This is a genomic window from uncultured Maricaulis sp. (assembly GCF_947259345.1).
Taxonomy (GTDB): Bacteria; Pseudomonadota; Alphaproteobacteria; order Caulobacterales; family Maricaulaceae; genus Maricaulis.
Genome location: NZ_CAMYLS010000010.1, coordinates 47,151 through 60,090, shown reverse-complemented (window position 1 = coordinate 60,090; position 12,940 = coordinate 47,151). Strand labels below are relative to the sequence as shown.

General features: G+C 64.1%; 9 protein-coding genes. 4 read left to right on the top strand and 5 right to left on the bottom strand.

The annotated features are described in order from the left end of the window. The first annotated feature begins 220 nt into the window (after nucleotides 1-220). Together Q0X62_RS06055 and Q0X62_RS06050 are read left to right on the top strand one after the other, a co-directional pair. Nucleotides 221-1,726 carry a peptide ABC transporter substrate-binding protein gene (locus tag Q0X62_RS06055; RefSeq protein ID WP_297732738.1) on the top strand — a complete coding sequence of 502 codons (1,506 nt, stop codon included), beginning with the start codon at nucleotides 221-223 and terminating at the stop codon, nucleotides 1,724-1,726. Nucleotides 1,727-1,879: 153 nt separating this feature from the next. Beyond that, entirely contained in the window at nucleotides 1,880-4,135 is a 2,256-nt protein-coding gene (locus Q0X62_RS06050) for a S8 family peptidase (protein WP_297732736.1), read from the top strand. Here the strand turns inward: Q0X62_RS06050 and Q0X62_RS06045 are convergent. Then, a complete protein-coding gene (locus Q0X62_RS06045) occupies nucleotides 4,129-4,365 on the bottom strand; it encodes a helix-turn-helix transcriptional regulator (protein WP_297732734.1) in 237 nt (78 codons plus the stop codon). The genes Q0X62_RS06050 and Q0X62_RS06045 overlap by 7 nt on opposite strands. Continuing rightward, a complete protein-coding gene (locus Q0X62_RS06040; RefSeq protein WP_297732733.1) occupies nucleotides 4,362-4,931 on the bottom strand; it encodes a DUF2975 domain-containing protein in 570 nt (189 codons plus the stop codon). The genes Q0X62_RS06045 and Q0X62_RS06040 overlap by 4 nt, the downstream gene beginning before the upstream one ends. Before the next feature lie 430 nt (nucleotides 4,932-5,361). On the opposite strand from Q0X62_RS06040, the gene carB reads away from it, so the two are divergent. Continuing rightward, nucleotides 5,362-8,619, top strand: coding sequence for a carbamoyl-phosphate synthase large subunit (gene carB, locus Q0X62_RS06035; RefSeq protein WP_297732731.1), 3,258 nt, complete (start codon nucleotides 5,362-5,364; stop codon nucleotides 8,617-8,619). Nucleotides 8,620-8,674: 55 nt separating this feature from the next. Then, nucleotides 8,675-9,148 (top strand): transcription elongation factor GreA, encoded by a 474-nt coding sequence (gene greA, locus Q0X62_RS06030; RefSeq protein WP_297732729.1) that lies wholly within the window; start codon nucleotides 8,675-8,677, stop codon nucleotides 9,146-9,148. Nucleotides 9,149-9,217: 69 nt separating this feature from the next. Here greA and Q0X62_RS06025 read toward each other — a convergent pair whose 3' ends face one another. From Q0X62_RS06025 to Q0X62_RS06015, 3 genes are all read right to left on the bottom strand, one after another. Then, a complete protein-coding gene (locus Q0X62_RS06025; protein WP_297732727.1) occupies nucleotides 9,218-10,387 on the bottom strand; it encodes a saccharopine dehydrogenase NADP-binding domain-containing protein in 1,170 nt (389 codons plus the stop codon). A 156-nt stretch (nucleotides 10,388-10,543) separates the two neighbouring features. Next, nucleotides 10,544-12,550: a M23/M56 family metallopeptidase gene (locus Q0X62_RS06020; protein ID WP_297732725.1), complete on the bottom strand. Its 2,007-nt coding sequence runs from the start codon at nucleotides 12,548-12,550 to the stop codon at nucleotides 10,544-10,546. Next, complete coding sequence (locus tag Q0X62_RS06015; RefSeq protein ID WP_297732723.1) at nucleotides 12,547-12,939, bottom strand: BlaI/MecI/CopY family transcriptional regulator; 393 nt, start codon at nucleotides 12,937-12,939, stop codon at nucleotides 12,547-12,549. Before Q0X62_RS06015 ends, Q0X62_RS06020 begins: the two co-directional genes overlap by 4 nt. Between the last annotated feature and the right edge of the window lies 1 nt (nucleotide 12,940).

Genomic DNA, 12,940 nt, shown 5'->3' with positions numbered 1-12,940 from the left:
GATCGCCCATACATCACTTGGTGGCATTCAGCCGTATCCGGATTGTCAGCTCAAGGGTGAAACCGCGAAGCGGCCCTCCGGGCCTTTGACCTGACAATCCGGATACGGCGCACTGGCTGGCAAGTGGCCTATGGCGGGGCCTGCGCCCCGCGCCGCTTTTCAAAGAAACGCTCGCACTTTCTCTGGACAAGCCCGCCACAAATCACGCCATCATGGCGGGATGCTCAACCGACGCACCCTGCTTGCCGCCTCTGCCGCCTCGACGCTGCCCGCCTGTGGCCGGTCCGGCCCGCCCGCCGACCTTCTGCGTGTCGCCACGAGCGGCCTGCCGGACAGCCTCGATCCCGCTCGTGGCGAGTTTGCCGCGGCGGCGCTGGTCTACAAGCAGATCCATGCCGGCCTCACCGAATACGCGCCGGACGGCTCGGTCGGGCCGGGGCTGGCCGAGGACTGGGCGGTCGACGAACGCGGCCTGGTCTGGACCTTCCGCCTGCGCGAGGGCCTGGTCTGGTCGGATGGTCACCCGCTGACCGCCGAAGACGTCGCCTGGTCCGCGCGTCGGATCGTGGATCCGGCGCAGAGCTTTGCCGTGCTGGGCGATTTCTATGCCGTCACGAATGCCCGCGCCGTTCATGCCGGCGAGATGTCGCCCGACCGGCTGGGCGTGACCGCCCTGGACGACCACACGGTGGAATTCCGGCTGGAGACACCACTGGGCCTTTTCTCGACATTGATGCGCGAATTCTACCCTTTCCCGCGCCATGTCATCGAACAAGTCGGCCTGGACTGGGTGCGTCCGGAGCATATCGTCACCGCCGGGGCCTACACGGTCACGGCGGAGAGCCAGATGAGCCTCGACCTCACCCGCAATCCCCGCCACTACGCCGCCGACCAGGTCGCCATCCCCGCCATCCGCATCGACGGCGTGCGCGAGGATGCCACCCGGATGCGCCTCTTCCGCGCCGGCGATTACGACCTCGCCGACCGGCCACCGGCCAACCAGATCGACTATTGGCGCGAGCGTTTGGGCAGCCAGTTCCAGAGTTTCGACGCGCCGATACTGCGCTATCTCAAGCTCAATCATGCGCGGACGCCGCTGGACGATGTGCGCGTGCGGCGCCTGCTTTCACGCGCGATTGATCGCGATTTCCTGGCGAAGCAATTCTACGCTGGCACTGCAACACCGACCGAGCTTGTCATTCCGGGCAGTGTCATCACCAATGGCGATCTGGCCCCCCAGGCAGGCGGCGTCGGTAGAGCTTTGCAGATCCGCACCACCACCGGTGAAGGCGAGCGCCTCGCCGTGGCGATCGCCGATGACTGGGCTCGCCAGAGCATCGATACCGAGCTCCTCGTCAGCTACCCAACAGATCTCTACCAGGCCGTCGATGCGGGCGATTTCGACATCGCCATCGCCAGCTTCAATCGCGGCCTGAAATCCGATCCCTTCTTCATGCTGGACCCGTTCGCGCCCGGTGGCTTCGCGGCCAATTTTAACTGGCAGGATAACAGCTTCGCCGCGCTGATGGCTGCGGCGCGGCGCCAGAATGACGCGGCGGCCCGCAGTCAGCTCTACCTGGCCGCCATGGAACGCCTGCACGACCAGATGGCCATCATCCCGCTCCTGCACGAGCGCGCCCACTGGCTGGTCGGGGAGCGGGTGTCCGGCACACGAAGCGACATCCAGCCCATGCTGTGGCGAGACCTCAGGCTTGCGGCACCCTGATGACCGCCATGTCGGAAGGTCATTTCTAACCAATCTTTCATGTAGCTGAGCTCACTAAATGGTCACGCCATGGTTACTGGCTCGCAATTTGGAGCCTGCCTAGCTTGTCGCTGATCCAGAGCCTGCTCTGGACGGGGATAGTTGGGGGACGAGATGCCGCTTTGCTCAAACGGATCAGCACGACTGATCGCAATGATCGCCTTTGTAACCGGTCTTGGCCTGCAAGCCTGCGCGAGCGGCGGCGGCGGCGGGATGTCACCGTCCACCCCAACAACACCCACCACACCAACCTCGCCGCAGACGCCGGCCTATTACGAGACGGCGGAGTATTTTTCGCAATACGGGCTGCGGCAAATGAATGTCTCGCACGCCTACCACAATGGCGGTTTTGGTCAGGGCATCACGATCGCCGTGATCGATAGCGGCATCGATTCATCCTTCCGCGAGCTGCAAGGTCGCGAACACCCGGATTCGACCTCGATCTGGGAGGAACAGGGCGGTACCCTCGGTGATTACGGTTCCAGCCACGGCACGGCGATCGGCGCTGTCATCGCGGCAGCCCGAGACGGGTTCGGGATGCAGGGTGTCGCACCTGATGTCTCGCTGCTCGACATCCGGGTTGATCGCGGCGTGCCCAATACCGAGCTCGGCGGGAGCTTCCCCTACTACACCGAAACCGATCTCGCTCTATCCATCGACTACGCCATCACACATGGCGCAAACATTATCAGCCTCTCCCTGGCACGACCGCCATCCGCCTACGAGAATGGCGGTGCCGACATTTATGCCGCGCTGCGCCGGGCCGTTGACGCCGGCCTGCTGGTCACGATCGGCACTGCCAATTATACCGGCGACACGCCGATTGAAGACCGCGTTGTCGGCGACTGGATTCCGGTGTCCTTCGCCGAGGATCCGGCCATGCGCGGCCAGATCGTGGTCGTGCCGGCCCTCAACTCGAATGACGAGCTGGCCGATTTCTCGGCCCGCGCCGGTCGGCTGGCCGAGTTCGCCATCTCGGCCGCTGGCGCAGACATCTATGTTCGCCTGGACGGCAACGCCGCCAACATCGTCAATGGCGTCTCCTTCTCCGGCCCCCATATCGCCGGCGCGCTCGCCCTGATGATGAGCGCCTTCCCCAATCTGACCGGGCCGGAAGCGCTGGAAATCCTCTACGACACCGCGCGCGATCTGGGTGAGCCAGGCATTGACGACATCTACGGTCATGGCGTGCCGGACTTCGCCGAGGCCTTCGCCCCACAAGGCCAGACCAATATCAAGTCGGCCGGGTCCGAATGGCGCACAGACATCGCGGCCCTCACGACGGCCCCGTCCGGCGCTTTCGGCGACTGGGTCTGGCAGACCGAGCTGTTTGACGATGCCGTCTTCCTCGACCGCTATGACCGTCTCTATTCGGTCGCCAATCAGCTTGAACGGCGCCGCCCGACACGCATGGGGATTGATGCCTTCGAGGCGGCGGCCGAGGCCGGCATGACGCCGGCGCGTGTGACCCGTATCGGCCAGTCCGGGCATGTCGCCCTGCGCCAGCCAGACCCCGCCTATAATCCCTACTCACAGCTGGACTCCGAGATGACACGCCCGACTTCCGCGCTGTCCCTTACCTATCGCGAGGGCGATCTGGAAGTCTCCGCCGGGCGGGGCTTTGCCGCACCGCCGACCCTCACCGGGATCGGCCAGCCGGTCCTCGCACCGTCAGCCTTTACGGGCCAGACCTTCGCGCTCGGCAGTGGCGCGGCCTGGTCCAGTGCGCGCTGGCAATCGGACCGGTTCGGCCTTGTTGTGCGCAATTCCGGCACCCAGGCGCAGGGCGCGCGCTCAGCCGCCTTCACCTGGGCGTTCGGCGAGCAGACCCTGGCCTTCGAGCTGGGCAGCATCTCCGAGCGGCATCGCGCCTTGGGGGGTGCCCTGGCCAGGCGTTTCGGCGCCGGTGACCAGTCGGACTCGCATTTCCAGGCGCTCAACTGGGTCGGCGCCCTGCCGGCTGGCTGGCAAGGGGCTGCCCGTCTCGAGGTCGCCCACGCTGATCCCGCCCTGCCCGCCGGCATGACGCTGACCGAAACGCCGGTCGCGACGGCGTGGACGCTCGCGGCGGAGCGCAGCTGGATGGGCGGCGCACTTGGCCTGACCCTGGCGCAGCCGCTTCGGGCCGAACGCGGCCGTGTGACCACGCGGCTCGCGGTCGATATTGATGCAGACTGGAACCTCATCCATGCCGAGCGCAGCGGCAGCCTGACCCCGTCCGGACGCGAAATGTCGGCCGAGCTGGCCTACCGTCGCAGCCTTTTCGGCGCCGACCTGGCGCTCGCGGCGCGCTACACATCCCAGCCCTTCCATGTCGAGTCGGCGCGCGACAATCTCGCGCTCTGGCTGGGCTTCCAGTCGCGCTACTGACCGGAGCGACGAAACTCGAACAGCTCGCCGGGCTGACACTCGAGCGCGTCGCACAGGGCAATCAGGGTGGAGAAACGAATGCCCTTGATCTTGCCGGTCTTGATCATGGACAGTGCCTGTTCGGAGACGCCAACCTGCTCGGCAAGCTCTTTCGAGCGAATCTTGCGTCGCGCCAGCAGGACGTCGAGATGGACAATGATCTCGCCTGGCGGCGTGTCCTGTTCACTCACAGGATCAGCTCCAATTCCTCAGTGCGCTTGCGGCCCTCGGCAAGGATGAAGGCAATCAGGAAGAAAACCAGCGCTGCGCCGATGGCGCCCAGATTGCCCGACCCCAACGAGATTTCCAGCGCGTTGGGGACATTGGGATTGGCGACCGTGAGATAGACGCCCATCAGCGCATGCTCGGCCGGGTCCCAGAGCGCTCCGACCAGGCTGGCCAGTGCAAACTGCCGGAAACCGGTCACGGCCGCGCCGGAGAAGTAGGCGCCCCTCGCGGCCTCCCGGAAGAGGCTGCGCAAATGGTAGAAACCATAAATCGTGATCAACGCGCCGATGGAGGCCAGGCCGGCAGCGCCCAGCCGCACGGGCAGGATGAACCATGACAGGTCGCCGCCGCCAAACCCGTTGCCGGGAACCGGGCTGGTGACGAGGTCCGACGTCACCGGGAAGAGCCACATCCACCAGACGACAGGCAATTGCAGCATGGCAGCCAGGCTTACCCCCCAGACCAGAAAGCGGCTGAGGCGACGGATATGATGGTCGGAAGGGCGGGGAGCGGACTCGCTGGCCGACATGATGCGCAGATCCTGAATTAAAGTTTAACTTGAATTTTTTCTGATATTAGTTGAATCGTCATGTGTCGGCAATCGGACGCGTCACCGTGATCAACCCAACCCCCAGCCGTCGCGGAACCTGACGTTTGGCCCTGTCATCCGCCCCACCCTCACGCCGGGGCGGGAGAGAGCGCACCACTCCGATTGCCGACACACACTCCGCCCCGGCACCGCGCCGCCACCATGAAATATGAGCTGGTGAAGTCGGGCAGTTTCAATAACTTGTCGAGAAAGCACCAATTCTCACAGTTTACCCCTCGCCATCGCGCCGATTCCGCGATAGGTACCCGCTTCAGCACCAAAACTGATCGCTCGCACGGCACTCCGTCCCCGGAGGGTCGCGACGAGCGCGCGCGCTTGACACGCGACACGGGAAAAGAAGGCCACGCCCATGCCCAAACGTAACGACATCCAGTCCATCCTGATCATTGGCGCCGGCCCCATCGTTATCGGACAAGCCTGCGAATTCGATTATTCGGGCGTTCAGGCGGTCAAGGCGCTGAAGGCCGAGGGCTATCGGGTCATCCTGGTCAATTCCAATCCGGCCACCATCATGACCGACCCGGAACTGGCCGACGCAACCTATATCGAGCCGATCACGCCGGACATGGTGGCCAAGGTCATCGAGAAAGAACGTCCGGACGCGCTCTTGCCGACCATGGGGGGCCAGACGGCGCTGAACTGCGCCCTGGAGCTCGACAAGCGTGGCGTGCTGGACCTGTTCGGGGTTGAGATGATCGGCGCCAAGGCCGATGTCATCGACAAGGCGGAAAACCGCGAACGCTTCCGCGACGCGATGGACAAGATCGGCCTGGAAAGCCCGCGCTCGCGCACCGTCCACTCCATGGCGGAAGCGGAAGCCGTAATGAGCGAGATCGGCCTGCCCGCCATCATCCGCCCCTCCTTCACGCTCGGCGGCACCGGCGGCGGCATTGCCTATAATGTCGAGGAATACCGCCATATCTGCGGCACCGGACTCGACGCCTCGCCGGTCGACGAGATCCTGGTCGAGGAATCCATTGTCGGTTGGAAAGAGTTCGAGATGGAAGTCGTCCGCGACAAGGCGGATAATTGCATCATCATCTGCTCGATCGAGAATGTGGACCCGATGGGCGTGCATACGGGCGATTCGATCACCGTCGCCCCGGCCCTGACCCTGACCGACAAGGAATACCAGATCATGCGCTCGGCCTCGATCGCCGTGCTGCGCGAGATCGGTGTCGAAACCGGCGGCTCGAACGTCCAGTTTGCGGTCAATCCGGCCGACGGACGCATGGTCGTCATCGAGATGAATCCGCGTGTGTCGCGCTCTTCGGCCCTGGCCTCCAAGGCGACCGGCTTCCCGATCGCCAAGGTCGCCGCCAAGCTGGCCGTCGGCTACACGCTCGACGAGATTGCCAATGACATTACCGATGGCGCCACCCCGGCCTCCTTCGAGCCGACCATCGACTATGTCGTCACCAAAATTCCGCGCTTCGCCTTCGAGAAATATCCCGGTGCCGAGGCCAAGCTGTCGACCTCGATGAAATCGGTCGGCGAAGCCATGGCCATCGGCCGCAGCTTCCAGGAGAGCATGCAAAAGGCGCTGCGCTCCATGGAAACCGGCCTGTGCGGGTTTGACGAGATCGAGATTCCCGGTGTCGAGGATGCGGTCGATCTGGATGCCCGCAAGCAGGCCGTCCGCGCCGCCCTCGCCCTGCCCACGCCGGACCGTCTGCGTGTGATCGCCCAGGCCTTCCGCGAAGGCCTGAATGTCGAAGAAGTCGAGCGCGCCTCACTCTACGAGCCCTGGTTCCTGCGCCAGATCGAGGAACTCGTAACCACCGAAGAGGATATCGCCACGCTGGGCCTGCCCGACACGGCAGACGCCTTTCGCGACCTCAAGGCCATGGGCTTTTCCGATGCCCGTCTGGCCCAGCTGGTGAAAGTCGAGGAAGCCGAGGTTCGCAAGGCCCGCCGCGCGCTCGGTGTGCGCCCGGTCTTCAAGCGCGTCGACACCTGCGCCGCCGAGTTTTTCGCCGCCACGCCCTATATGTATTCGACCTACGAGCTGCCCGCCTTTGGCACCGGGGCGGAATGCGAGAGCGATCCGACGGACGCGAAGAAAGCCATTATCCTGGGCGGCGGTCCGAATCGCATCGGCCAGGGGATCGAGTTCGACTATTGCTGCTGTCATGCCGCCTTCGCCTTTGGCGATATGGGCATTGAGTCGATCATGGTGAATTGCAATCCGGAGACCGTCTCCACCGATTACGACACCGCTGACCGCCTCTATTTCGAGCCGCTGACCATCGAGGACACGCTTGAGCTGATCGAAACCGAGCGCGAGAAGGGCACGCTGCTGGGCGTGGTCGTCCAGTATGGCGGGCAGACGCCGCTCAAGCTGGCCGGCGAGCTGGAAGCGGAAGGCGTGCCGATTCTCGGGACCGCACCGGACGCCATTGACCTCGCTGAAGACCGTCGCCGCTTCAAAGATCTGCTCGACAATCTCGGCCTGAAACAGCCACCCAATGCCATTGCCTCCTCGGACGCGGAAGCGCGTGCCGAAGCGGAAAAGCTCGGCTTCCCGTTGGTCCTGCGCCCGTCCTATGTGCTGGGCGGACGGGCCATGGAGATCATCCGCGAGATGGACAGTTTCGAGCGCTATATCCGCGAAGCGGTCCATGTCTCCGGCAAGTCGCCGCTTCTGCTGGACCGCTATCTGACCGATGCCGACGAGGTCGATGTCGACGCGATCTGCGATGGCGAGGATGTCTGGGTTGCCGGCGTCATGCAGCATATCGAGGAAGCCGGCGTGCACTCGGGCGACAGTGCCTGCTCGCTGCCGCCTTACAGCCTCTCCCAGGAGGTGATTACCGAACTCAAGGCCGAAGCCGTTGCCATGGCCAAGGCGATCGGGGTCAAGGGCCTGATGAATGTCCAGTTCGCGGTCAAGGACGGCGAGATTTATGTGCTCGAAGTCAATCCGCGCGCTTCGCGGACCGTGCCCTTCGTGGCCAAGGCCATCGGCCAGCCGGTCGCCAAGATCGCGGCCAAGGTCATGGCCGGTGCCAAGCTGAAGGAATTCGGCCTCAAGGACCCGGCCCCCAAGCATATCTCGGTCAAGGAAGCCGTCATGCCCTGGGCGCGCTTCCCGGGCGTCGACCCGGTGCTGGGCCCGGAAATGCGCTCCACCGGTGAAGTCATGGGCATCGACACCACATTCGAAGCCGCCTTCGCCAAGGCCGAACTCGGCGCCGGCATCGCCCTGCCGCGCAAGGGAGGCGTCTTCATCTCGCTCAAGGAAGGCGACAAGGCCGCCATGGTCGAGCCCGTGCGCGTCCTGAAAATGCTCGGTTTCACCATTCTCGCCACCGGCGGGACCGCCAAGACCTTCGAGGATGCCGGCATTCCGGTGACCCGTGTGAACAAGGTTTTTGAAGGTCGCCCGCACATTGTCGACGCCATGAAGAATGGCGAAGTCCAGTTGATCTTCAATACAACGGAAGGCCGTCAGTCGCATCTGGACAGCTATTCCATCCGGCGATCTGCGCTTGAATCGCGTATCCCCTGCTACACCACCGCTTCGGCGGCCCGGGCCGCGATTGCCTCACTGCGCCGCATCGATGAGGGAGCGCTTGAACCGCAAGCGCTGCAGACCTACTCTTGATGGTCAATAAAGCGGAGGCTAGCCTGTCTCCTCTTTCCCGAAGATAAGTGGTCGCATGAACAAGATCCCGATGACCGTCGCCGGGCAAATCGCCCTCGACGAAGAACTGAAACGTCTCAAGACGATCGAACGCCCGGCCGTGATTGCGGCGATTTCGGAGGCGCGCGAGCATGGCGATCTTTCGGAGAACGCCGAATACCATGCCGCCAAGGAACGCCAGGGCTGGATTGAGGGCCGGGTGCAGGAGCTTGAGGACAAGCTCGCCCGGGCCCAGGTCATCGACATCTCCAAGATGTCGGGCGACACCGTGAAATTCGGCGCCACGGTGACCGTGCTGGACGAGGATACCGAGCAGGAATCCACCTACCAGATTGTCGGCGATGACGAGGCGGACGTGAAATCGGGCAAGATTTCCATCTCTTCCCCGATCGCGCGCTCCCTGATCAACAAGGAAGTCGGCGATGTCGCCGAGGTCAACGCGCCCGGTGGTCTCAAGAGCTATGAGATCATGTCGGTGAGCTGGGGGTAGGTTTCCGGCCGCCAACGATGCAGACAGAAAACGGCCGGAGTTCACGCTCCGGCCGTTTTGCATTGTCCCCTACCCCTCGATCGCAAACGTCAAACCCGCATGCTTTTGCAGGCGCTTGATCAGGGCGTCGCCCATGGCCGGGGCGGTAGTGTAGACGCCGCCCGGCGTGGCGTCGCGATCTACATCGAACGCCAGGCACAGCCCGGCCTCGGCAATCATGCGGGAGGTCGAGCCGTAGCCCGGGTCACGCTGGCCGGAGACGCTGGAGGTCATGCGCTCGCCGTCCTTGGTGAGGCCGGTGAACATGACATCGTAAAAGCCGGTCTCGCGCTCTTCCTTGGACGGCCCCTCGCCCGGCTTGGGCGGGTTTTCCGACATCGACTTGTCATTGGCGATCATCTTGGCAAAGCCCTCGCCCTGCTCGCCCGGCCCGGTCAGGAACATCTCGTCATAGGCGAAGTCCTTGCCATAGCGGTGATCCAGCAAGGCGTTGGAGCGGTGGATATTCTTGGTGTTGATCGTCGCCATGATGAAGGGGGCGGACCAGGAATTGAGATCATCCTCGAAGATGACCTTTGCACCGGAAGGCTGCTCCGGACCGTCAAAACCCGGCACCAGGGAGAAAGGGTTTTTCAGCCAGTCGATGATTTCCGGTTGTTTGCCGGCCCGTTTCATGGTCTCGGCAAAGCTCGCCGCCGTGCCGCCCGAGAACGTGCCCTTCATCTTGCGGACGCGGCCCTTCACCCGGCTGATCGGCGCACCGCTCTTTGCGATCGCGGCCTGTTGCAGGTGATAGACGCCGAGGTCGAAGGGGATGGAATCAAAGCCGCAGGACAGCACGATCCGGGCGCCGCTCTCTCGCGCCGGCTTGTCGTAATCGGCGATGATGTCATGCATCCAGGCCGGCTCACCGCACAGGTCGACATAATCGGTACCCGCCTTCACACAGGCGGCGACAAGCGGCTCGCCATAGAGCTGGTAGGGCCCGACCGTCGTGATCACGGCGCGGGTCTTCGACGCCAGGGCGTCCAGTGAGGCGGGATCGGAACTGTCGGCCACCAGGAGAGGTGTATCGGACGGCGCACCGATCAGATCGCGCACTTCGGCCAGCTTGGCCTCGGAGCGGCCCGCCATGGCCCAATGGACCGAAGCATGCTCGGCGGCGAGATACTCGGCCACGAGTCGCCCGGTAAAGCCGGTCGCCCCATACACCACGATATCGAATTCACGTTCTGCCATTGTCATCCCCGACCGTTGAAAATCTGGTTTGTGTTTGTGATGGCAGGGATGATGGGATGATCAGTGCCATACCCGCAAGTCGAAGCCCCAGTCGCCGACGCAAAAAAGGGGCGGTCCGCAGGCCGCCCCTTTTGAAACCAACCGAGCCGGTCGCGTCTAGCGGAGACCGGTCAGCCGGCTTGCCGGATCGACGCGTTCGCCATTGTAGCGCAGCTCGACATGCACATGCGGACCGGTCGAGGCACCCGTCGTGCCGACCGTCCCCAACTGATTTCCGGCGACCAGCGTATCGCCGACCTCAACTTCGATACTGTCGAGATGGGCATAGATGGTCTGCCAGCCATCGGCATGCTGAATGACAACCGTATTGCCCCAGCGGTCCGAGCCGTTGAAGCCCATTTCGGCATGGATCACCGCGCCATCCTGGGGCGCCCAGACCGGCGTACCGCTCGCGGCTGCGATATCGGTACCGCCATGGAAGACAGGAGCGCCGGCCGGACGAGCCGGACGATTGCCGAAATGCGAGGTCACGCGTCCCTCGGCTACAGGATGGGTGAAAGCGGCGCGTGCCGGCGGCTCGACGCGGCGCAGCGCGCGCGGCGCATCTGAGGGCTTGGGCTCGGTTTCAGCGGACGGGACAGCTTCCGGAGCCGGTGAGGCAGCAGGCACAGGCTCGTGTCCATCGGCGTGCGGCGCGGGCTCAGTTGTTGGCTCTACCGCCTCCGGGGCCTCCGGCGCTTCACGCAGGGCGTAATTACCGTCTTCGGAGCGCCATTCGACCGCGTAATCGCCGTCGAAGCGAACCGTATTGCCGGCCGCGTCGGTGAAAGCGAATTCGCGCCCCTCACTGTCATCCTCCGAGAAGAAGACGACTTCACCCTCCCCCGCTTCGGGAATGAACATCACATTGCCATCCGCATCGCCGAACGGCATTTCCAGATTGCCATCCTCGTCCAGCTCGGCCTCGTCGAAAATGATGGTGCGACCATCTTCCGTGCGAAAGACCCTGTGACCATCAGCGCCGTCATGTTCATGCAGGTCGGTGTCCGGACCAAAGGCGTGCTCTTCGTGGAGCTCGTCGCTGAAATGGAGCTCATGATCACCATCAGCATTGGCCTCGCCATGCGGCGCTGCGTGGAAGCGCACGACATGATTGTCGCCCGGATTGTTCAGATCGACGGCCAGCTGGGTGCGATCGGTCAGCGCCGCCTGGGCGCAGGCGACGGGTAGAACCGACACACCGGCCAAAAGGACGGCAACCAGGCGCGAGGACGGGCGGGCCGAGCGGCCAGAAAGGATGGCTTTGATACGCATTTCTCGATGTCTCCTGTCATCGGGACCGAAGGCCGACACCAGTTGGGCCGGGCTCCGCATCATGGTGATCAGCGTCGCCGCATAGGGCTTCCGCTCTGCGCCCCCCAGCGCTTCCAGACTTTCCGCGTCACAATCGATCTCGCGAGCTTCATGCAATTCACGCTCGATGCGGCGCAGCGGCCAATGGAACCAGAGCCCGACCATCAGGGCTGCACCGAGCAGCCGGTCCTGCTCATCGCCGCGGCGATGGTGAACCAGTTCATGGGTCAGCGCGTAGCGGCTGGCGGCGGTGTCATCGAGCAGGCCGGGATCGGCGAGAATGATGGGCGACCAACCGGTCAGGATCGGCGACGCCAAGCCGTCGCGCAGCCGGAAGTCCGGTGTCTCCACACCAACACGCGAGGCCAGAATGGACAGGTAATCCTGGGCCATGTCCGGGGCCGGACGGCTGCCAGCAACGAGGCTGGCCCGCCGCATATGACGCAAGGCAGCCCTGCCAAGCGCCACGACGAGGCCGAGGCCATAAAGCGCGACCAGGACCCGCGCCCAATCCATCCCCATCAACGCGGCCAGCGGATCGAAAGGCGCGTCGGCGACTGCCAAGGCCGGTCCGAACGTCGCCGGTCCGTCCGGCAGCGGCGCATGCATCGGCGCGATAGTGGATTCGGGAATGAAATAGATGATCGGCGCTAGCACGAGCGGCGCCAGGGCTGCCCAGCGAGCGGCGCGCCAGAGCCGGGTTCCGGTCCGTCCGCGGCGGGTTTGCCAGTCGGCGAATATCAGCGCCAACAGGCCCGAAAGCAGGGACAGGGCGGCGCCCACGAAAAGCGCATCCATCAAGCCGGTCATGACCGATCTCCCGAGTCATCCTCGCCGCTGGTCTCCAAAAGACGGGTCAGCGCCTCGGCTTCCTCATCGGAGAAGAGGCGGCTATTGGCGAAAGTCGTGGCCGGCAGCGGGCCATCCATGTCGAGGACATTGGCGGCAAAGTCGCGGATGAGCCGTCCCATCAGGGTAACTTTCTCGACCCGCGCCTTGAAGACGGACAGGCCATGCACGCCCTGACGCTCGACCAGGCCTTTCTCCGTCATCCGCGCCAGCAAGGTGCGCGTGGTCGAGTAGGACCAACCCGTCGGGGCGGCAATCTGGTCCTGGACCTCGCGTGCCGATTGCGGACCCGCAGTCCACAAATGCTTGAGTATGGCCAGTTCAGCCTGGGATGGGGCGGTGGCGGTCATT

What these genes read in the sequence shown, in the direction of transcription:
- Q0X62_RS06055 (WP_297732738.1), top strand. Translation starts at nt 221, where the DNA reads ATGCTCAACCGACGCACCCTGCTTGCCGCCTCTGCCGCCTCGACGCTG.
- Q0X62_RS06050 (WP_297732736.1), top strand. Translation starts at nt 1,880, where the DNA reads ATGCCGCTTTGCTCAAACGGATCAGCACGACTGATCGCAATGATCGCC.
- Q0X62_RS06040 (WP_297732733.1), bottom strand. Translation starts at nt 4,931, where the DNA reads ATGTCGGCCAGCGAGTCCGCTCCCCGCCCTTCCGACCATCATATCCGT.
- carB (WP_297732731.1), top strand. Translation starts at nt 5,362, where the DNA reads ATGCCCAAACGTAACGACATCCAGTCCATCCTGATCATTGGCGCCGGC.
- greA (WP_297732729.1), top strand. Translation starts at nt 8,675, where the DNA reads ATGAACAAGATCCCGATGACCGTCGCCGGGCAAATCGCCCTCGACGAA.
- Q0X62_RS06025 (WP_297732727.1), bottom strand. Translation starts at nt 10,387, where the DNA reads ATGGCAGAACGTGAATTCGATATCGTGGTGTATGGGGCGACCGGCTTT.
- Q0X62_RS06020 (WP_297732725.1), bottom strand. Translation starts at nt 12,550, where the DNA reads ATGACCGGCTTGATGGATGCGCTTTTCGTGGGCGCCGCCCTGTCCCTG.
- Q0X62_RS06015 (WP_297732723.1), bottom strand. Translation starts at nt 12,939, where the DNA reads ATGACCGCCACCGCCCCATCCCAGGCTGAACTGGCCATACTCAAGCAT.